The organism is Burkholderia sp. SRS-W-2-2016, assembly GCF_001931485.1.
Classification (GTDB): domain Bacteria; phylum Pseudomonadota; class Gammaproteobacteria; order Burkholderiales; family Burkholderiaceae; genus Paraburkholderia.
Map to the genome: position 1 here is coordinate 1 of NZ_MSDV01000019.1, position 21,021 is coordinate 21,021.

At 65.4% G+C, this 21,021-nt stretch carries 16 protein-coding genes and 2 pseudogenes; 13 read left to right on the forward strand and 5 right to left on the reverse strand.

The genetic code is table 11. The features are described 5' to 3' along the window. Positions 1-474: pseudogene (locus tag BTH42_RS06465) on the forward strand (highly repetitive protein); the annotation flags it as partial. Between the two features lie 279 nt (positions 475-753). On the opposite strand, the gene BTH42_RS06470 reads toward BTH42_RS06465, so the two are convergent. Next, on the reverse strand, positions 754-1,599 hold the full coding sequence (locus tag BTH42_RS06470; RefSeq protein ID WP_075297052.1) for a DNA-binding transcriptional regulator: 846 nt from the start codon (positions 1,597-1,599) through the stop codon (positions 754-756). 207 nt (positions 1,600-1,806) lie between these two features. Between BTH42_RS06470 and BTH42_RS06475 the strand changes: the two genes are divergently transcribed. The 7 genes from BTH42_RS06475 to BTH42_RS06505 all read left to right on the forward strand — a co-directional run bounded on the left by BTH42_RS06475 (position 1,807) and on the right by BTH42_RS06505 (position 9,877). Continuing rightward, complete coding sequence (locus BTH42_RS06475) at positions 1,807-3,717, forward strand: bifunctional 3-(3-hydroxy-phenyl)propionate/3-hydroxycinnamic acid hydroxylase (RefSeq protein ID WP_075297054.1); 1,911 nt, start codon at positions 1,807-1,809, stop codon at positions 3,715-3,717. 1 nt (position 3,718) lies between these two features. Continuing rightward, positions 3,719-4,669, forward strand: coding sequence for a 3-carboxyethylcatechol 2,3-dioxygenase (locus tag BTH42_RS06480; protein WP_075297055.1), 951 nt, complete (start codon positions 3,719-3,721; stop codon positions 4,667-4,669). Between the two features lie 18 nt (positions 4,670-4,687). Beyond that, complete coding sequence (gene mhpD / locus BTH42_RS06485) at positions 4,688-5,497, forward strand: 2-keto-4-pentenoate hydratase (protein ID WP_075297057.1); 810 nt, start codon at positions 4,688-4,690, stop codon at positions 5,495-5,497. A 64-nt stretch (positions 5,498-5,561) separates the two neighbouring features. After that, positions 5,562-6,503, forward strand: a complete 942-nt coding sequence (locus tag BTH42_RS06490) for an acetaldehyde dehydrogenase (acetylating) (RefSeq protein WP_075297059.1) — start codon at positions 5,562-5,564, stop codon at positions 6,501-6,503. A 20-nt stretch (positions 6,504-6,523) separates the two neighbouring features. Beyond that, on the forward strand, positions 6,524-7,555 hold the full coding sequence (dmpG, locus tag BTH42_RS06495) for a 4-hydroxy-2-oxovalerate aldolase (RefSeq protein WP_075297061.1): 1,032 nt from the start codon (positions 6,524-6,526) through the stop codon (positions 7,553-7,555). A gap of 104 nt (positions 7,556-7,659) precedes the next feature. Continuing rightward, positions 7,660-8,913, forward strand: coding sequence for a 3-(3-hydroxy-phenyl)propionate transporter MhpT (gene mhpT, locus BTH42_RS06500; RefSeq protein WP_075297063.1), 1,254 nt, complete (start codon positions 7,660-7,662; stop codon positions 8,911-8,913). Between the two features lie 79 nt (positions 8,914-8,992). Further along, positions 8,993-9,877, forward strand: a complete 885-nt coding sequence (locus BTH42_RS06505; RefSeq protein ID WP_075297065.1) for an alpha/beta fold hydrolase — start codon at positions 8,993-8,995, stop codon at positions 9,875-9,877. Positions 9,878-9,975: 98 nt separating this feature from the next. On the opposite strand, the pseudogene BTH42_RS06510 reads toward BTH42_RS06505, so the two are convergent. Next, positions 9,976-10,956: pseudogene (locus tag BTH42_RS06510) on the reverse strand (LacI family DNA-binding transcriptional regulator); the annotation flags it as partial. 127 nt (positions 10,957-11,083) lie between these two features. Between BTH42_RS06510 and BTH42_RS06515 the strand changes: the two are divergent. Both BTH42_RS06515 and BTH42_RS06520 read left to right on the forward strand, forming a co-directional pair. After that, entirely contained in the window at positions 11,084-12,475 is a 1,392-nt protein-coding gene (locus BTH42_RS06515; RefSeq protein ID WP_083654679.1) for an MFS transporter, read from the forward strand. Between the two features lie 328 nt (positions 12,476-12,803). Further along, a complete protein-coding gene (locus tag BTH42_RS06520) occupies positions 12,804-15,023 on the forward strand; it encodes an NADP-dependent isocitrate dehydrogenase (RefSeq protein WP_075297069.1) in 2,220 nt (739 codons plus the stop codon). A gap of 162 nt (positions 15,024-15,185) precedes the next feature. On the opposite strand, the gene BTH42_RS06525 is transcribed toward BTH42_RS06520, so the two are convergent. From BTH42_RS06525 to BTH42_RS06535, 3 genes are all read right to left on the reverse strand, one after another. Continuing rightward, positions 15,186-15,413, reverse strand: a complete 228-nt coding sequence (locus BTH42_RS06525) for a hypothetical protein (RefSeq protein ID WP_075297071.1) — start codon at positions 15,411-15,413, stop codon at positions 15,186-15,188. A gap of 426 nt (positions 15,414-15,839) precedes the next feature. After that, entirely contained in the window at positions 15,840-16,694 is an 855-nt protein-coding gene (locus tag BTH42_RS06530; RefSeq protein WP_075297073.1) for an alpha/beta fold hydrolase, read from the reverse strand. A gap of 133 nt (positions 16,695-16,827) precedes the next feature. Then, entirely contained in the window at positions 16,828-17,751 is a 924-nt protein-coding gene (locus BTH42_RS06535; RefSeq protein ID WP_075297075.1) for a LysR family transcriptional regulator, read from the reverse strand. Positions 17,752-17,850: 99 nt separating this feature from the next. Here BTH42_RS06535 and BTH42_RS06540 point away from each other — a divergent pair, with 99 nt between their 5' ends. From BTH42_RS06540 to BTH42_RS06550, 3 genes are read left to right on the forward strand one after another with little or no spacing between them, the layout of a single operon-like run. Beyond that, complete coding sequence (locus BTH42_RS06540) at positions 17,851-19,155, forward strand: CitMHS family transporter (RefSeq protein ID WP_075297077.1); 1,305 nt, start codon at positions 17,851-17,853, stop codon at positions 19,153-19,155. A gap of 25 nt (positions 19,156-19,180) precedes the next feature. Continuing rightward, positions 19,181-20,536, forward strand: a complete 1,356-nt coding sequence (locus tag BTH42_RS06545; RefSeq protein WP_075297079.1) for an acyclic terpene utilization AtuA family protein — start codon at positions 19,181-19,183, stop codon at positions 20,534-20,536. 1 nt (position 20,537) lies between these two features. Beyond that, positions 20,538-20,843: a hypothetical protein gene (locus BTH42_RS06550; protein ID WP_075297081.1), complete on the forward strand. Its 306-nt coding sequence runs from the start codon at positions 20,538-20,540 to the stop codon at positions 20,841-20,843. The last annotated feature ends 178 nt before the right edge of the window (positions 20,844-21,021 follow it).

Here is a 21,021-nt window from a genome sequence, read left to right on the forward strand (position 1 = left end):
CCCGACGAAGAGGTACCCGACGAAGAGGTACCCGACGAAGAGGTACCCGACGAAGAGGTACCCGACGAAGAGGTACCCGACGAAGAGGTACCCGACGAAGAGGTACCCGACGAAGAGGTACCCGACGAAGAGGTACCCGACGAAGAGGTACCCGACGAAGAGGTACCGGACGAAGAGGTACCGGACGAAGAGGTGCCCGACGAGGAGCTACCCGACGACGAAGAACCCGAAGAACCCGAAGAACCCGAAGAACCCGAAGAACCCGAAGAACCGGAAGATCCCGAAGACCCCGACGAAGAAGACGAAGCCCCCGAACTACCCGACGACCCGATCCCCGACAGCGCGCTTCCGCCGGTGCTGGGAGTCTTGAGAGTCGAGCCGCAGCCGTACAGGGCGAGCAGTGTGGACGTCGCGAGAGCGATGGCTGTGCGACCGGCGAATTTTTGCATGATGTCCTCGTTGAACGACTATTGATGGAGGCCAGCAATGCAAGTTATGCGCCAAACGTAATTAATACTTCCAGATAACGATTGGTAAGAATATTCACCGAATAAGCGAGCTGAGCAAGCAATCTAAATCGTCAAAACGCGTGTTTAGCAGACTGTGTCCGGGCCTTGTTCCGCGCCGTGCTACGTAACGTCCGGCCGCGCCGTAACGGCCTTTTAGCCAACTCGCATAAAACACGAAAATCGCCTCACGGCGCTACTTACGCCGCCGCTCGGCCACCGCCCGCACCGCCGCCTGCGGCGCCGCTCACGACCGCCGCGCGCGCGTCATCGCCACCGCCGCTTTCCCCCCACCTTTCCCGCTAGCCGCTTCGGCCTCCAGCTCCGCCACCATCTCGCGCGCGGCGGTCTGCAGCTCCGGCACATAGCGCCGCTTCGCCTCGGCAAGCGACACCGCCCGCGACAGAAACACCACGTTCAGACTAGCGAGCACGCGCTCCTCGAACACGATCGCCACCGCGACCGCGCCGATCTTCCCCTGATCGAGCCAGTCGCCGTGATTCGAGCCGAAGCCGTCCGCGCGCACGCGCCGCACCAGGTTGCGGATCAACGCATCGTTCGACGCGAGCGCCTTCTGCTCCTCGCCGCCGGTGCCCGCGCGCAGCAGATCGAGAATGTCCTCGCGTTCGGTATCCGAGCACATCGCGAAGTACGCGCGGCCCGCGGCGGTCAGCAGGATCGGCAGGCGCCGCCCGACCATCGCGCGATGGAACGACAGCGGACTGAAACGGTGGGTGGTCTCGCGGATGATCATCGAGTCGCCGTCGGGCGTGGTCAGATCCGACGGCCACGCGACCCGTTGCAGCAGCCGGCCCATCACCGGCGGCGCGATCGTCGCGATTCGTTCGTCGTCCGTAAAACCTTCGCTCAGCGCGCGCACCTTCAGCGTGAGCCGGAAGCTGTCGTCCGACGCGCTGCGGCGCACGAAGCCGTCCTCCATCAGCGTTTCGAGCAGACGCCGCGCGGTGGTCCGGTGCAGGCCGGTCAGCTCGCTGATCTGCTGGCTGGTCGCGCGCCCGCTGTCCATCGAATTGAGCGCCTGCAATACCTGCAGCCCGCGCGACAATCCTCTGACATTTGTGTATTTGGTCACCTAAAACCTCAATGAAATCAGCTATGTGCATTCTATGCACAAATTGGAGATTTTGTTGAGCGGGCGCGGGGCCGGTCCTAGACTGCGAACAAATCAAAGATCTCATGGAGACGCAAGCTGTTGTCCGCAGGCGCTTTTTTCGCCGCGGCCACGGCCGGTTCCCGGCCGGCGCGCTCCCTGACTATCTCGACCCAGTTAGGAGACAACATGCCCGCAGCTCCCGATCCGCTCGCTCCCCAGGCCAACAGCGCAACCGTCGCCACCGACGTCGCGATTATCGGCGCCGGCCCGGTCGGTCTGATGATCGCCAACTACCTCGGTCTGCAGGGCGTGCGCGTCGTGCTGATCGAAAAGCTCGAAAAGATCATCGACTATCCGCGCGCAATTGGTCTGGATGACGAAGCATTGCGCGTGTTCCAGGCGGTCGGTCTCGCCGACGCATTGCTGCCGCACACCACTCCCGATCACTGGATGCGCTTCGTCACGAGCAACGGTCATTGCTTCGCATCGATCGAGCCGCGTACCGACGAATTCGGCTGGTCGCGCCGCAACGCCTTCATTCAGCCGCTGGCCGATCGCGTGCTGTACGAAGGACTCGCGCGCTTTCCGCACGTCGAAGTGCTGTTCGGCCACGCGGTCGATTCGTTCACGCAGGACGGCAACGGCGTCACGATCGAAACCGAACACGTGAATGGTGAGCGCCGCACGATTCGTGCGTCGTATGTGGTCGGCGCTGACGGCGGCAACAGCTTCGTGCGCCGCACGCTCGACGTGCCGTTCGAAGGCCGCACCAAACCGAATCAATGGATCGTCGTCGATGTGCGCAACGACCCGATCGGCTCGCCGCACGTGTACATGCATTGCGATCCGCGTCGTCCGTATGTGTCGGCCGCGTTGCCGCACGGGATCCGCCGCTTCGAATTCATGGTGATGCCGGGCGAGACCGAGGAAGAACTGTCGAAGCCGGAGAACCTCGCCGCGCTGATCCGCAAGGTGGTTGCCGAGCCGGACAAGGTCGACTACATCCGCAAGCGCGTCTACACGCACAACGCGCGACTCGCCAGCAGCTTCCGCGTGAGCCGCGTGCTGCTCGCCGGCGACGCCGCGCACATCATGCCGGTGTGGCAGGGCCAGGGCTACAACAGCGGGATCCGCGACGCGAGCAATCTGGGCTGGAAGCTGTCGATGGTGGTCAAGGGCCTCGCCGGCGACGCGCTGCTCGACTCCTACACCGCCGAGCGCCGTTCGCATGCGCGTTCGATGATCCATCTGTCGGAAGTGGCGGGCGACATCTTCGCGCCGACCAGCCGCTTCGGCATCAAATTCCGCGACGCGTTCGTACGCACCTTCAATCTGTTCCCGGCGGTCAAGCGCTACTTCGTCGAGATGCGTTTCAAGCCGATGCCGCGTTACGAGAGCGGCGTCGTGCTGCTCGCGCGCACGCCGCGCAAGCATGGCTGGCTCGCGCGCGTGCTCGAACGTTCGGGGCATTCGGCGCCGGGACGTCTGTTCGGTTTGATGAGCGAGAAGCGCGAATCGCGTCTTGGTCGCCTCGTCTATGGTCGCGATCCGCACTGCAATTCGCCGGTCGGCCGGATGTTCATCCAGCCGCGCGTGCGCACGGTCGGCGGCGACGTCGTGCGACTCGACGACGTGCTCGGCAACCGCTTCGCGATTCTCGGCTGGGGCGCCGATCCGACCTTCGGCCTCAGCGCGGAAGCGCGCGCGATCTGGGAGCGTCTCGGCGGCGTGTTCGTGCTCGCGAAGCCGGATACGCAACTGGTTTTCCATGACGACGTACCCGCCGGCGTGATTGCGATCGGCGACGTCAATACGCGCATGAAGGACTGGTTCACGCGGATTCCGCAATCGGTCGTGCTGTTGCGCCCGGATCGTTTCGTCGCGGGTGTGTGTTCGCCGCAGCAGGTCTCGCAGTCGGTCGTCGAACTGGCGGCGAAGCTGCACCTCGAGATGGCGGCGCGCGCGAATGCGGCCACGGCCGCTGGCGCTGCGAACCACGAGGCAGCTGCTTCGGAAAACGGCGTTGTCACTTTCTCAACCGTTGCCGGCAACGCAAGCGTTGCAAGCGCCGCCACCGCCGCAACCGCCGGAGCCTGATATGCCGATGTTGCTCGAATGTCTGTCGCACACGCCGCTGTCCGGCTATTACGATCCCGCGCCGGAAGTGGTCGCGGAAGTGGAGCGGATTCACGCGGCGGCGCGCGCACGCGTCGCCGAGTTCGATCCCGAACTGGTCGTCGTGTTCGCGCCCGACCATTACAACGGTTTCTTCTATGACGTGATGCCGCCGTTCTGCATCGGCGCGTCGGCGAGCGCGATCGGCGACTTCAAGAGCCTCGCCGGCCCTTTGAGCGTGCCCGCCGATACCGCGCTCGAACTCGCCGAAGCGGTGCTCGCGAGCGACGTCGACGTCGCGGTGTCGTACCGGATGCAGGTCGATCACGGCTGCGCGCAAGCGCTCGAACTGCTGACCGGCGGCCTCGATCGCTACCCGGTCGTGCCGGTGTTCATCAACTCGGTCGCCGCGCCGATGGCGTCGTGCCGCCGCGCTCGACTGCTCGGCGATGCGCTGGGCCGCGCGCTCGCGCGGATGAACAAACGCGTGCTGGTGGTCGGCTCGGGCGGCATCTCGCACGAGCCGCCGGTGCCGGAGCTGGCCGGCGCGAACGACGAAGTCGCCGAGCGTCTGATCGCCGGCCGCAATCCGTCGGCCGAATCGCGCGCCGCTCGCCAGGCCCGCACGATTGCGGCGGCGCGCGCGTTCGCGAGCGGCGACAGCCATCTGCATCCGCTCAATCCCGACTGGGACCGCGCATTCCTGAAGCTGCTCGAAGAGGGCGAGCTGACCGCGCTCGACGGCCTGACCGACAAAGCGATCACTCGCGACGCCGGCAAGTCGGCGCACGAAATCCGCACGTGGGTCGCCGCGTTCGGCGCATTGAACGCGAGCGGCCCGTATCGCGCGTCGCTCGATTACTACCGCCCGATCCCCGAATGGATCGCCGGCTTCGGCGCGATGCATGCGCGCCCCGTTGCCGCCAACGTCTAACCGAATCAGGAATACGTCATGAGCAATCAGAGCACCATCGAAGCGCTGGCCGTGCGCCTGCGCGAATCCGAACGCAGCCGTCAGACCGTCGCGCCGTTGCGCGACGACCCGGGCTTCGCCGCCGTGTCGAACCCGGCTGACGCCGAACAGCTCGCATATGCGATCCAGCAGGTCAACGTGGCCGCGCGCGTCGCGGCGGGCGAGCGGATCGTCGGCCGCAAGATCGGTTTGACGTCGCCCGCGGTGCAGCGCCAGCTCGGCGTCGATCAACCGGACTTCGGCGCGCTGTTCGCGTCGATGGCGTACGGCGACAGCCAGCCGATCCCGCTCGGCGAGCTGATCCAGCCGAAAGTCGAAGCCGAAATCGCGCTGGTGCTCGAACACGATCTGATTCACGAGCGCCATACCTACGCCGATCTGCTGCGCGCGACCGCCTATGCGGTGGCGGCGATCGAAGTGGTGGACAGCCGTATCGAAGGCTGGAACATCCGCTTCGTCGATACGGTCGCGGACAACGCGTCGAGCGCACGTTTCGTGCTCGGCAGCCGCCCGGTGCTGCTGCGCGATCTCGATCTGACCGCCTGCGCGATGACGCTTTCTCAGGAAACCGAAGTATTGTCGCGCGGCAACGGCGCCGCCTGTCTCGGCAATCCGCTGAACGCCGCCGCGTGGCTCGCGGACCGGATGGTCCGGCTCGGCACTCCGCTGCGGGCCGGCGACGTGCTGATGACCGGCGCGCTCGGCCCGATGGTTGCGGTCAAACAGGCCGGCACCTTCAGCGCGCAGATCGACGGCCTCGGCAGCGTCCGCGCGACTTTCTCCGCCTAACGCAAGCACACCCAGGCACTCGCAGCACGCGCCGGCAAGCGCATTCACTCGATTGAGGACTCAAATGGCAAGCGAAAAACTCAAGGCCGCGATCATCGGCTCGGGCAATATCGGCACCGATCTGATGATCAAGATCCTGCGGCACGGCAAGCATCTCGAAGTCGCGGCGATGGTCGGCATCGATCCGAACTCGGACGGTCTCGCGCGCGCCGCGCGGCTCGGCGTGGCGACCACCCACGAAGGCGTCGAAGGTCTCACGCGTCTGCCGGTGTTCGACGACATCGATTTCGTGTTCGACGCGACCTCGGCCGGCGCGCATGTGAAGAACGACGCGTTCCTGCGCGCGCTGAAGCCCGGCATCCGCCTGATCGACCTGACGCCCGCGGCGATCGGTCCGTACTGCGTGCCGGTCGTCAATCTCGACGCGCAGCTCGACGCGCTGAACGTGAACATGGTCACTTGCGGCGGCCAGGCGACGATCCCGATGGTCGCGGCGGTGTCGCGCGTCGCGAACGTGCATTACGCGGAAATCGTCGCGTCGATCAGCAGCAAGTCGGCCGGCCCCGGCACCCGCGCGAACATCGATGAGTTCACCGAAACGACCTCGAAGGCGATCGAAGTGGTCGGCGGCGCGGCGAAGGGCAAGGCGATCATCGTGCTGAACCCGGCCGAGCCGCCGGTGATGATGCGCGACACCGTCTACACGCTGTCCGAACTCGCGGACCGCGCGAAGGTGGAAGCGTCGATCGAACAGATGGCCGCCGCGGTGCAGGCGTACGTGCCGGGCTATCGCCTGAAGCAGAAAGTGCAGTTCGACGAAATCAGCGCGAGCGCGCCGCTCAACATTCCGGGCCTCGGCAAATTCAGCGGCCTGAAAACCTCGGTGTTCATCGAAGTGGAAGGCGCCGCTCACTACCTGCCCGCATACGCAGGCAACCTCGACATCATGACTTCCGCCGCGCTCGCGACCGCCGAGCGCATGGCGCAAGCGCTCGTGCAGGCCTAACGGCATCAGGAGACACTCGCATGGACAAGAAACTCTATATCTCCGACGTGACGCTGCGCGACGGCAGCCACGCCATTCGTCATCAGTACTCGATCCAGAACGTGCAGGACATCGCGCGCGCACTCGACAAAGCCAAAGTCGACAGCATCGAAGTCGCGCACGGCGACGGTCTGCAAGGTTCGAGCTTCAACTACGGTTTCGGCGCGCATAGCGACCTCGAATGGATCGAGGCGGTCGCCGACGTGGTCAAGCACGCGCAGATCGCGACGCTGCTGCTGCCCGGCATCGGCACGATTCACGATCTGAAGGCCGCGTACAACGCGGGCGCGCGCATCGTGCGCGTCGCGACCCATTGCACCGAAGCGGACATCTCGAAGCAGCACATCGAATATGCGCGCGAACTCGGGATGGACACGGTCGGCTTCCTGATGATGAGCCACATGACCACGCCGGAAAACCTCGCGGTCGAAGCGAAGAAGATGGAAAGCTACGGCGCGACCTGCATTTACGTGGTCGATTCCGGCGGCGCGCTGACGATGAACGACGTGCGCGACCGTTTCCGCGCGGTGAAGGCGGTGCTGAAGCCGGAAACGCAAACGGGCATGCACGCGCACCACAACCTGTCGCTCGGCGTCGCGAATTCGATCGTCGCGGTGGAGGAGGGCTGCGACCGTATCGATGCATCGCTCGCGGGGATGGGTGCGGGCGCCGGCAACGCGCCGCTCGAAGTGTTCATCGGCGCGGCCGAACGGATGGGCTGGAACCACGGCACCGATCTGTACACGCTGATGGACGCCGCCGACGACATCGTGCGGCCGTTGCAGGATCGCCCGGTTCGGGTGGACCGCGAAACGCTCGCGCTCGGTTATGCGGGCGTGTATTCGAGCTTCCTGCGGCACTCGGAAGTGGCCGCGAAGAAATACGGGCTGAAGACCGTGGACATCCTGGTCGAGCTCGGCAAGCGTCGGATGGTCGGCGGCCAGGAAGACATGATCGTCGACGTCGCGCTCGATCTGAAGCGCGCGCAGGCCAACGGAGCTTCGGCTTCATGATCCCGAACGCGGCACGCCGGCACCGAAAGTGTCGCGCGTGCCGCGTTCATTTCAAGCAGCGAGATCGCCGTCAGAGCGATGCTGAAACAACACTGGAGACTTTTATGCGGCAGTCAACGCAAACGACACAAACACCCACCCACGGCGCGCTGACGATCGGGCTTTGCCTGATCGTCGCGCTGCTCGAAGGGCTGGACCTGCAATCGACCGGCCTCGCCGCGCCGCGCATGGCGCGCGAGTTTCAGCTGGCGGTCGCGCAGATGGGCTGGGCGTTCAGCATCGGCGCATTCGGGCTGTTGCCGGGCGCGGCGATCGGCGGACGTCTGGCCGACCGGCTCGGGCGCAAGCGCGTGCTGATGTGGTCGGTCGCGCTGTTCGGCATCTTCTCGCTCGCGACCGCGCACGTGTGGGATCTGAACAGCCTGCTGGCCGCGCGCTTTCTGACCGGCCTCGGTCTCGGCGCGGCGATGCCGAACCTGATCGCGCTGTGCACGGAAGCGGCGCCGCCGCATCAGCGCAACACCGCGGTCGGCGCGATGTACTGCGGGATGCCGTTCGGCGCGGCGCTGGCGGCGGTGATCGGGATTCTCAGTCCGAGCGATGCGGGCTGGCGGCATATCTTCTACGTCGGCGGCTTTGGGCCGTTGCTGGTGCTGCCGCTGCTCGCGCTGTTTCTGCGCGAGTCGTCGCAATTCGTCGCGGCCCGCGCGACGCGTGCGTCCGGCGGATCGCGCCGCGACGCGTCGGCCAGCGTATCGCGCGCGCTGTGGCAGGAGGGCCGCGCCGGCACCACGATCGCGTTGTGGATCAGCTATCTCGGCACGCTGATCGTGCTGTATTTCCTGATCAACTGGCTGCCGTCGCTGGTGCTCACGCGCGGTTTGACGCGCGTGCAGTCGGGCGTCGTGCAGATGATGTTCAACATCGGCGGCGGGATCGGCGCGATCGTGATCGCCGGGATGATGGACCGGATGGGCCGGCGCCGCACGGTGGTGGGCATGTATATCGGCATCGTGGCCGCGCTCGGCGCGTTGCTGAGCGCGAGCGGCGGTACGTCGATGGCGTGGGGCGGACTGCTCGCGGGGCTGTTCCTCGTCGGCGGCCAGTCGGTGCTGTATGCGCTCGCGAGCAGCCTGTATCCGACCGAAGTGCGCGGCACCGGCGTCGGCGCGGCGGTCGCGATCGGCCGTCTCGGCTCGATTCTCGGACCGTTGATCGCCGGGCAACTGCTCGCGATCGGTCAGGGCGCGACGGTGCTGCTCGGCGCGAGCATTCCGTTGATCGCGGTCGCGGCGCTCGCGGCCTGGCTCGTCGTGCACCGTTCGACGCCCCGTTATTCCCCGGCGGCCGCGCAATAAGCCGGCGGCCTCACATATTGCGCGGAGTGGCCGTCGACGGCGCTCCGCTCACTCAACCCGTGACAGAAAGGAATTCGACATGAGCAACACCAACACCCAGGCAGTGGCGATTACCGAAGAAGCGACCAGCCGGTTCGTTCGGATTACCGAAGATGGCCGCGAGATGCAGCTGCACTACAACGACGCCGGGCAGGGCGCGGAAACGGTCGTGATGCTGCACGGCTCGGGTCCGGGCGCGACCGGCTGGGCGAACTTCAACCGCAACGTCGAGCCGCTGGTCGCGGCCGGCTATCGCGTGATCCTGATGGACTGCTTCGGTTGGGGCAAGAGCGATCCGATCGTCTGCAAGGGTTCGCGCTCGGAGCTGAACGCGCGCTCGCTGAAGTCGCTGCTCGATGCGCTCGGGCTGGACCGCGTGCATATCATCGGCAACTCGATGGGCGGCCATAGCGCGGTCGCGTTCGCACTCGCCGAGCCGCAACGCGTCGGCAAGCTGGTGCTGATGGGCGGCGGCACCGGCGGCCCGAGCCAGTTCGTGCCGATGCCGACCGAAGGCATCAAGCTGTTGCAGGGGCTGTACCGCAATCCGACGATCGAGAACCTGCAGCGCATGATGAGCGTGTTCGTGTTCGATTCGAAGGCGCTGACCGAAGACCTGATGCAGGCGCGGCTCGACAATATGCTGGCGCGCCGCGATCACCTGGAGAACTTCGTCGCGAGCCTTGCCGCGAATCCGAAGCAGTTCAACGACTTCAACGCGCGCCTCGGCGAAGTGACCGCGCAGACGCTGGTGATCTGGGGCCGCGACGACCGCTTCGTGCCGATGGACGTGGGCCTGCGCCTGGTTGCCGGGATGCCGAACGCGGATATGCATATCTTCACGCGCTGCGGGCACTGGGCGCAGTGGGAGCATGCGGAGAAGTTCAACCGGATGGTGGTGGAGTTTTTGGGGCGGAAGGGTTAAGCAGGGCGTTATTCCGCCGCCGGCATCCGACTCTCATGCCGGCGCGTAAGCGCATCGCCGGCCGCGGCGGCATCGTCCGCCGCCACCTCTCGCCTCAGCGTCGATTCCCGCACCACCAGGCGCGGATCGAGCAGCGAATAGCTCGCCGCCGTTTCAGCATTGCCGTGCAATTGATCGAGCAGCTTGGTCATCGCAAGCTCGCCCATCTTCTCGCTCTGAAAATCCACCGTGGTCAGCGCCGGCGACGTGTACTCCCCATACGGCACGTTATCGAACCCGGCTACCGACACATCGCGCGGCAATTGCAGCCCTAACTCACGCGCCTGCTTGATGAAGCCGAGCGCGATCAGATCGTTGTAGCAGATCACCGCATCGGGCCGCTTCGGCCCCAGCACCAGACCCGAGCACGCACGCTCGCCGCCCGCCGCCGACGGACTCGCCGCGTCGTGAATGTCGAGCGCCAGCCCGTGCTCGTCGAGACAGTTGCGAATGCCGCGAATCCGCTCGTCGTTCCAGCGCGAACGGCCGAAGCCCAGATACGCAATGTGCCGATGCCCGAGTTTCACCAGATGATTCGCGAGCATATAGCCGGCGAGGCAGCTGTCGGTGCCGACGCTCGCCACCGGAAAACGCGCGCCGCGCCCGAACAGCACGACCGGTTTGCCGAGATCGAGCAGCCATTGCACGGAATCGTCGGGCATCCGCGAACTGACGATCATCCCGTCGACGCGCTGCGCGAGCGATTCGATCAGCGTCTGCTCGCGCTGCGGATTCTCTTCGGTATCGACGAGCAGCAGCGTGTAGTCGTGCTGGATCGCGACGCGATTCGCGCCTTTGACGAGATTGGTGAAATGCGGATTGCTGATGTCGAGAATCGCCAGACCGATCGCGCGGGTGCGGCCGGTGATCATCGAGCGCGCGAGCGGATTGGAGCGGTAACCGAGTCGCGCGATCGCTTCCTTGAGCCGTGCTTCGACGGCCGCGGTGAAGCGCTGGGTCCCATTCATGTACTTCGAGACGGTCGCGACCGACACGCCGGCGGCGGCCGCGACATCGCGAATGGTGGCACCCTTTTTCATTGGTAGCGTTGGTACGGGTAACGTTTTATATCGATTTCTGAATAATATCGGCTGGCCCAAATAGCGTAAAGGCGCGCCACGTCCGCGCCGGCGCCGCATGAAACACGAGAGACACACGAGGAAATCGATGACGATGAAGGTGAAAGGACTGCGCTGGTGGATGATCGGACTGCTGACGCTCGGCACGATCACCAACTATCTCGCGCGCAGTTCGCTGAGCGTCGCCGCGCCGACGGTGCTGCATCACCTGAATATTTCCACTCACGAGTACGGCTGGATCACCGCCGCGTTTCTCGTCATGTATCCGCTCGGCGCGCCGCTGACCGGCTATCTGATGGACCGGGTCGGCTTGCGGCTCGGCTTTCTGCTGTGCGGGCTCGGCTGGTCGCTGATCTGCTTCGCGCACGGTTTCGCGTCGGGCTGGGTTGGACTGCTGGTGCTGCGCGCGCTGCTCGGACTCGTCGAAGCCGCGTTCATTCCGGGCGGAATGCGCACGGCCGCGTACTGGTTTCCGCCGCACGAGCGCGGCACCGCGGCGGGGGTGTTCAACCTCGGCACGTCGACCGGCGCGATTCTCGCGCCGCCGCTGATCGCGTGGTCGATCCTGCATTACAGCTGGAACGTCGCGTTCATGATCGTCGGCGCGCTGGGGCTCGCGTGGGTCGTGCTGTGGTTCGTGTTCTACCGCAATCCGGACCGGCATCCGGCGCTCTCCAGCCAGGAGGCCGCGTATATCGGCGCGAGCGAGGAGCCGGGGCGGCGCGCGTCGCCGCGTTCGGGGCCGAAAGTGCTCGACATCCTCAAACAGCGCAATTTCTGGGGCATCGCGCTGCCGCGCTTCTGCGCCGATCCGCTGTGGGGCACGCTGGTCTACTGGATGCCGCTGTACCTGTACCAGGCGCGCGGCTTCGATCTGAAGGCGATCGCGCTGACCGCGTGGCTGCCGTTCGTCGCCGCCGATCTCGGCTGTATGGTCGGCGGGCCGCTGTCCGCGTGGCTGAAGCGCCGCTTCGACGTGCCGATCGTCGACGGCAAGCGCATCGCGTTCACGCTCGCGGCGGTTCTGATGATCGGGATGGCGGGCGTCGGTTTCGTGCGCAGTCCGGCGCTCGCGGTGTTCCTGCTGTGCCTGGGCGGCTTTGCGCATCAGACGCTGTCGATCGCGGTGATCTCGATGTCGGCCGATCTGTTCCCGCGCCGCGAGGTCGGCACCGTGACCGGACTCGCCGCGCTGGTCGCGGGGCTCGGCAACTTCGCGTTCACGCTGACGATGGGCTGGTTCGTCAGCCGCGTCGGCTATACGCCGTTCTTCGTCGCGCTCGGTTTCGGCGATCTGCTCGGCGCGGCGCTGGTGTGGACGCTGGTGCGCAGGCCGGCGGCGGCGCCGCTGCAGGAATTCGCTCAGAACCCGGGTCAAGACCCTGTGCAGGAACCGGCGCAGGAATCGGCGCAGGAATCGGTGCAGGAATCCGCACAGGAATCCGCGCAAAAACCCGCCGCGCGGGAAGCACGCGTGTAACCCCACCCGCGCACATCGCAAAATGCGATCAATTCTCATTCATCCAAAATTGAGCCTGCTCAAGTCATCTATAAGATATCTGTTCTAAGACTTGCTGAATCGGCCGCAAAGCCTTGTCCGGCGGGGCTCGACCCCTTTCGCATAGGTCTGTGGACCTGTTTGTTTAGCCACACATAGTGGAAAACGCGCATATACTCTCGGTCTTATCGCAAAACGAAGCGCGGGGGCGCGTCGGCTTTCCGGACGCCGTTGCCGCCGCCGTGGCGCGCTTTTGCGCTGGCTCCGATTGCCAACGCTCTGTCTAACACTACCTGGCCAAGCACCAATCATGTCCAAGATCATCTACACCCTGACCGACGAAGCGCCCGCACTGGCGACCTACTCGCTGCTGCCGATCGTCAAGGCGTTCACGCGCTCGTCCGACGTGCTCGTCGAAACGCGCGACATCTCGCTCGCCGGCCGCATCATCGCGGCATTCCCCGACTACCTGAGCGCGGAACAGAAGGCTTCCGACGATCTGGCTGAGCTCGGCGGTCTGACCACGCGCCCGGAAGCGAACATCATCAAGCTGCCGAACATCAGCGCGTCGGTGCCGCAGCTGAAGGCCGCGATCGGCGAACTGCGCGACCAAGGCTACAAGCTGCCGTCGTACCCGGACGTCGCGACCACCGACGCCGAGAAGGACGTCAAGGCCCGCTACGACAAGATCAAGGGCAGCGCGGTGAACCCGGTGCTGCGCGAAGGCAATTCGGACCGTCGCGCGCCGCTGTCGGTGAAGAACTACGCGCGCAAGCATCCGCACAAGATGGGCGCGTGGAGCGCGGACTCGAAGTCGCACGTCGCGCACATGGACGGCGGCGATTTCTACGGCAGCGAGAAGTCGGCGCTGGTCGCGCAAGCCGGTAGCGTGAAGATCGAACTGACGGCCGCCGACGGCGCGACCACGGTTCTGAAGGCGAAGACGCCGGTGCAGGCGGGCGAAATCATCGACGCATCGGTGCTGAGCAAGAACGCGCTGCGCAGCTTCATCGAAGCGCAGATCGCCGACGCGAAGAACAACGGCGTGCTGTTCTCGGTGCACCTGAAGGCGACGATGATGAAGGTCTCGGACCCGATCATCTTCGGTCAGGTCGTTTCGGTGTTCTACAAGGACGTGCTCACGAAGCACGCCGACGCGCTCGCCAAGGTCGGCTTCAACCCGAACAACGGTATCGGCGATCTGTACGCACGCCTGAAGGATCTGCCGGCCGACACGGTCGCGGCGATCGAAGCCGACATCAAGGCGCAATACGAACAGCGTCCGCCGCTCGCGATGGTCAACTCGGACAAGGGCATCACCAGCCTGCACGTGCCGAGCGACGTGATCGTCGACGCGTCGATGCCGGCGATGATCCGCGAGTCGGGCAAGATGTGGGGCGCCGACGGCGCGCTGCACGACGCCAAGGCGGTGATTCCGGACCGCTGCTACGCGGGCGTGTACCAGGCGGTGATCGAAGACTGCAAGCAGCACGGCGCATTCGATCCGGTCACGATGGGCACGGTGCCGAACGTCGGCCTGATGGCGCAAGCCGCTGAAGAATACGGTTCACACGACAAGACGTTCCAGATCGCCGCGAACGGCGTGGTCCGCGTGACCGACGAAGCCGGCACGGTGCTGCTTGAGCAGGCGGTCGAAGAAGGCGACATCTTCCGCATGTGCCAGACCAAGGACGCACCGATTCGCGACTGGGTCAAGCTCGCGGTCAACCGCGCCCGCGCGACCGGCACGCCGGCCGTGTTCTGGCTCGACGCGGCGCGCGCGCACGACGCGCAGATCATCAAGAAGGTCGAGCAGTACCTGAAGGACCACGACACCAACGGTCTGGACATCCGCGTGATGACGCCGGTCGAAGCGGCGAAGTTCTCGGTCGAGCGGATTCGTGCCGGCAAGGACACGATCTCGGTCACCGGCAACGTGCTGCGCGACTACCTGACCGACCTGTTCCCGATCATGGAACTGGGCACCAGCGCGAAGATGCTGTCGATCGTTCCGCTGATGGCCGGCGGCGGCATGTTCGAAACCGGCGCGGGCGGTTCGGCGCCGAAGCACGTGCAGCAGCTGGTCGAAGAAGGCTTCCTGCGTTGGGATTCGCTCGGCGAATTCCTCGCGCTGGCGGCGTCGCTCGAACATCTGGCCACCACGTATCACAACCCGAAGGCGCAGGTGCTGGCCAAGACGCTCGATCAGGCGACCGGCAAGTTCCTCGACAACGACAAGTCGCCGGCGCGTAAGGTCGGCGGCATCGACAACCGCGGCAGCCACTTCTACCTCGCGATGTACTGGGCCGAAGCACTGGCCGCGCAAACCGACGACGCGGCGCTGCAGGCGCAGTTCGCCGGTGTCGCGAAGGCGATGGCCGACAACGAAGCGAAGATCGTCGCCGAACTCGGCGCGGCGCAGGGCAAGCCGGTGGACATCGGCGGCTACTACCGTCCGAACGTCGAGCTGACCGGCAACGCGATGCGCCCGAGCGCGACGCTGAACGCGATCGTCGACTCGCTGGCCTGAGGCTCGGGGACCGCGTGAGTCGATGAACACGCGATAAACCCGCGGCAACGCACTCAGCCCCGCAGCAAGCAAGGCTGTAACTACGACAATGGCGCCGAAAGGCGCCATTGTCGTTTGTACGTCGGAGGGTTCGTCTACGTGCGTATCGGTCATCTGCTGTCCTTACACGTGCACGATTTCCCAGTCGGCGAGCTTTTCCGGAATCTCGAGCGTCGACGTATCGAGCTCGGACAGATGCTCGCAGCTCAGGCCGCGGGCGAGGTCGTCGCAGGCCTGTTGCGGGCTCGAAAATTCACCGAGTGTCTCGTTGCCGTAGGTGGCTGCCCAGCCGTCCTGACCCGGCAGAATGTAGAACGCACCTTGCGTGGAACCAAAGCGAAAGCCTTTCATTTGTCGTCTCCCAGTTGCCAATAAGTTGCCAATCGATAAACCGTGGTTCGTGACGGCTTCGCTGCAATCTGTGGGATTTGGGCGGGCCTGGCTGGTGACCCCCTCGAATCCGACTGCGTGAAGCGCGTGCTCTTGTGAAAGAGTCTACGTCAGCGACCCGGCCTGCAAAGGGGCGTCAAACACTTCTTCTATCGAAAAAAGTAACTGTAAAAACAATGTGTTGCGACGGTCGTTTTGCGATGTGCAACGTGGGGCGACATCGTGAAATGGCCGATTTGTGCCACGCAACATGATTTTTTACGACGCGCGGGATCGTTTCGTATCGTGAAATTTATAGGGCTGCCGCAATAGGCAAAGCGGCGCCCTGCGGCCCTATGCCGCGAGCGGAGCGTTATCCGGAACGAAGGGAGCGGTGTCGGGCGGGCGTTAGCCGGCGATCCGCCGCAGAAAATCGAGCATCGCCCGATTGAACTGCGCCGGCCGTTGCAGCGGCGCGAAGTGGCTGACACCGGGCAGCACGATCAACTGCGCGCCGGGGATGCTGCGCGCCAGATAGTCGGCGTGCTCGGGTTTGATGAACTCGTCGTGCTCGCTTTGCACGATCGCGACCGGCACTGCGATGCGGGCGAGGTCGTCGGCGGTGTAGTTCGGCTGCGTGCGCATCATTTCGCTGACCGCGGCGACGAAATTGTCGAAGTCGTGCGGGGTCGCCGACAGGCTCGCGTAGTCCTGCGAATGCCGGCTGAAGCAGCGCTCGATCACCTCGGTCATCACGAACGGCCTGGTGCCGCCCGGATCCATGTTGCAGCCGAAGAAGAACACGCCCGCGACGCGTTCCGGTGCCTGCGACGCCAGCACCAGCGACACGCACGCGCCGTCGCTCCAGCCGACCAGCGCGGCTTTGTCGACGCGCAGCGTATCCATTACCGCCAGCACGTCCGACGCCATCAACTCGTAGCTATAAGGCCGCGCGTCGCGCGTGCTGCGGCCGTGGCCGCGACTGTCGATCGCAATCACGCGATGCCCGGCGGCGAGCAACGCCGGCACCTGATAGCCCCAGTTACCGCTATGGCCGAGTCCGCCGTGCAGCAGGATGACCGGCGTGCCCGCGCTCGCGTCTTTGTCCGGTCCTGCCGCGCTCTCCGCGTTATACGTCGCGTACCAGATGCGGGCGCCGTCGTGGTCGAGCTGGCCGCTCGCGTCGGCCGGCGGCAATGGCGCGGCGCCGTGCGCGGTGAAGTGTTCGAGGGTGTCGTCGTGCTGCTGCGGGGAGGGCTGCATGGCGAACTCCGGAGAGCGGGTAGCGGTTCGGGATCGGGGGGGGCTTGCCGCCGATTAGCGCCGGCACGGCGCCGGCATGCGCGTCGTGGCGAGCATCACGGTATCGCGAGCGGATGCGGCAGCCGCTGTTGTATCACGTCGCCGGCTTCGCTTCGTTTTCCCCGTCGCCGCCGAGCCGCTCGATCAGCATCCCGACGAAGGTTTCGGTCACCGGCGGCAAGGTCCGGCCGCGCTTGCGGATCAGCGCGATGTGCCGCGTGAACGCCGGTTCGTCGATCGGCCGCGCGACCAGTTCGGGCTCCGCGCGCACCTCGCGCGCCGAGGCCGGCAGGATCGTCACGCCGAGCCCGGCGCGCGCCATCGCGACCGCGCTCATCATGTAAGTCGGCTCGCAGGCGATCCGCGGCGCGCACTGCGCGGCGGCGAACGCGCGATCGACCACCGCGCGCACACTGGTGCCCTGCGCGGTCAGCACCAGCGGTTCGGCGGCGAGATCGGCGAGCGTCAGCGGCCGGCGCCGCCGCGCGAGCGGATGCTGTTTCGGCAGCACCGCGACCAGCCGGTCGACGCTCGTATGCAGCACTTCGAGCCCGCTGTCGTTCAGCTCGCCGCCGGTCAGCCCGATATCGGCCTCCTCGCTGCGCACCAGCGCATTGACCATACTCGCGACCACATCGCGCACCTCGAAGCCGACCCGCGGCACGCTCTTCCTCAACTGCTGCACCAGTTCCGGCAGCACGCTCGCGGCGAAGGTGGGCAGACACGCGATCCGCACCGTGCCGCTCGCGCCTTCGCCGAGCGCGCGCGCATCGAGCAGCACGTGCTCCATGTCGTGCAGCGATTTCTGCAGCACCGGCAGCAGCTCGCGGCCGGTCGGGGTCAGTGCGACGTTGCGGCTGTTGCGGTCGAATAGCCGCAGCCCGACGGTCTCCTCGAGCCGCCGGATCTGCACCGTCAACGCCGGTTGCGACAGATGCAGCCGCGCGGCGGCGCGCGTGAAGCTGCCGGTTTGCGCAACCGCGATAAACGCGCGGATATCCCGTAGATTCAGATCCATGATGATTCGTGATTGCTGCAATCAATTCATTTCAATTGTTTTATCGCTGCGCCGAACTTACGCTCGATCCCAGTAAAAAACAACCTTGGAGACAAAGACATGCTGCCGTTACTGGGGCTGGCCACCATCGTCGTGCTGCTCGGCGCGATCCTGTCGAAACGGATGTCGCCGCTGGTCGCGCTGATCATCGTGCCGCTCGCGGCGTCGCTGCTCGGCGGCTTCGGTTTGCACACCAGCAAGTTCGTGCTCGACGGGCTGAAGAGTCTCGCTCCGGTCGTCTGCATGTTCGTGTTCGCGATCCTGTACTTCGGCACGATCACCGACGCGGGCACGCTCGACCCGATCATCGACCGCATCCTGAAGGCGGTCGGCACGCGACCGACGCGCATCGTGATGGGCACCACGCTGCTCGCGCTGCTGATCCACCTGGACGGCTCCGGCGCGGTGTGTTTCCTCGTGACGATTCCCGCGATGCTGCCGCTCTACGACCGCCTGAAGATGGACCGGCGGGTGCTGGCCGCGGCGGTATCGATGGCGGCGGGCATCAACTTCCTGCCGTGGACCGGACCGATGATCCGCGCGTCGGCGTCGCTGCATCTGCCGATCTCGGCGCTGTTCAATCCGCTGATTCCGGTGCAGGCGATCGGCCTCGTGTTCGTGTTCTCGATGGCGTACTGGCTCGGCCGGCGTGAAGAAAAGCGCCTCGGCCTCGGCGCGGCGAGCGGTTCGATCCCGATGCCCAAGCGCGAGCTGACGCCCGAAGAGCAGGCGCTGCGCCGGCCGCGCAATTTCTGGTTCAACATCGTGCTGACGCTGATCGTGCTCGGCACGATGGTCGTGATGGGCGAGAAGATTCCGCCCGCGATCATGTTCATGGTCGGCCTGTGTATCGCGTTGATGGTCAACTACCCGAACGTCGACATGCAGCGCAAACGGATCGACGCGCATGCGCGCGCCGCGCTGATGATGGCCGGCATCCTGCTCGCGGCCGGCGTGTTTACCGGCGTAATGCAGGGCAGCGGGATGCTGAAGGCGATGGCGCAGGCCGCGGTCGGTTTCGTGCCGCCGGCAATGGCGAGCCATATTCCTATCGTGCTCGGGCTGCTGTCGATGCCGCTCTCGATGCTGTTCGACCCCGACTCGTTTTATTTCGGGGTCCTGCCGGTGATCGCGGAAGTCGCCGGACAGCTCGGCGTGCCCGCGGTGCACGTCGGCCAGGCCGCGCTGCTCGGCCAGATGACCACCGGTTTCCCGGTCAGCCCGCTGACGCCCGCCACGTTTCTCGTGGTCGGCCTGTGCGGGATCGATCTGGCCGATCATCAGAAATTCACTTTTCCCCTACTGTTCGGCGCGTCGATCGTGATGACGATTGCCTGCGTCGTGCTCGGGATCTTTCCTCTCTGAGTTCCACTGAACGGAATTGACCAGCATGACAGCCACTGATCAACGCGTCGTGCGCATCGGCGCCGGCGCCGGTTATTCGGGCGACCGCATCGAGCCCGCGCTCGAACTGGCCGAGCACGGCCAGCTCGATTACCTCGTGTTCGAATGCCTTGCCGAGCGCACGATCGCGATCGCGCAACAGGCGCGCAGCAAGGACCCGGCGCTCGGCTACGACCCGCTGCTCGAAGCGCGGATGCGCGCGGTGTTGCCCGCGGCGGCGCGCAACGGCGTGCGGATCGTCTCGAACATGGGCGCGGCCAACCCGCTCGCGGCGGCGCGCAAGACCGCGCAGATCGCGCGCGAACTGGGGCTGAGCGGGTTGAAGATCGCTGCGGTGACCGGCGACGACGTGCTCGACGTGGTGAGCGCGGGCGAGTTTCAGTTTGTCGAATCGGGTGAAGCGGTGGGCGACTATCGCGAGCGGCTGATTTCGGCGAATGCGTATCTGGGCGCGAGCGGGATCGTCGATGCATTGGCGGCCGGCGCGCAGATCGTGTTGACCGGGCGCGTTGCCGATCCGTCGCTGTTCGTCGCGCCGCTGATCCATGAATTCGGCTGGCGTATGGACGACTGGTCGACGCTGGGGCAGGCGACGGTGATCGGGCATCTGCTCGAATGCGCGGGGCAGATCACCGGCGGATATTTTGCAGACCCAGGCTTCAAGGATGTGCCGAATCTGGCGCGGCTCGGTTTTCCGATCGCGGAAGTCGCGGGTGACGGATCGGTTGTGATTACGAAGCTCGCGCAAAGCGGCGGGCAGGTGACCGAGGCGACCTGCAAGGAGCAGCTGCTGTATGAGATTCACGATCCGCGCCGCTATTTGCAGCCGGACGTGGTCGCCGATTTTTCGCAGGTGCGGATCGAACAGCAGGCGCCGGATCGCGTGCGGGTGAGCGGCGGGCAGGGGAGCGAGCGGACTGGGACGCTGAAGGTGTCGGTTGCGTATTTCGATGGCTATATCGGCGAAGGGCAGATTTCGTACGGTGGCCCCGGCGCGGTTGCGCGTGCGCGGCTTGCGCTGGAGATCGTGCGCGAGCGGCTTGCGTTGACCGGTGTCGCGACTCGCGAACTGCGTTTCGATCTGATCGGTGTGAATTCGCTGCACGGGGAGACGGCGGCTGCGGGCTACGCTGAGCCGTATGAAGTGCGTGTGCGCGTGGCGGGCCGCACCGCGTCGCTCGACGAAGCGCTGCGGATCGGCAACGAAATCGAGACGCTTTATACGAATGGACCGGCGGGCGGCGGTGGCGTGACCAAGGCGGCGCGCGAGGTGGTCGCGGTGCAATCGGTGCTGCTGCCGCGCGAACATGCGGTGCCCGCTTTCTCGCTGGTGGAGGCTTGAGATGAAACTACGTGAACTCGCGCATTCGCGCACCGGTGACAAGGGCAATACGCTGAATGTTTCGGTGATCTGTTATGACGCGCGCAATTACGACCGGTTGCGTGCGGTGCTGACGCCGGAGCGGGTGAAAGCGCATTTGCGCGATGTGGTGCGCGGCGGGGTAGTGCGCCATGAACTGCCGAATCTGGCCGCGTTCAATTTCGTGCTCGGCGACGCGCTTGGTGGTGGCGTCACGCGTTCGCTCGCGCTGGATGCGCACGGGAAATCGGTGAGTTCGGCGTTGATGGATTTCGAGGTAGGGGAGTGAGTAGCGCAGGAGCGCCGCGTGGCTCTGCCGGCGCCCCTTGCTGACCGCTGCGACGTATCGGGAAAAGACAAAGATGCGTTTTTACGTGCAGATAAGGACTACCGCAGCGATGCCCCGCATAGTCAATCTGCTCTCCCGGCAGCAGATTTTTGGGCAGCGGCTTTTTTACACGTTGAGT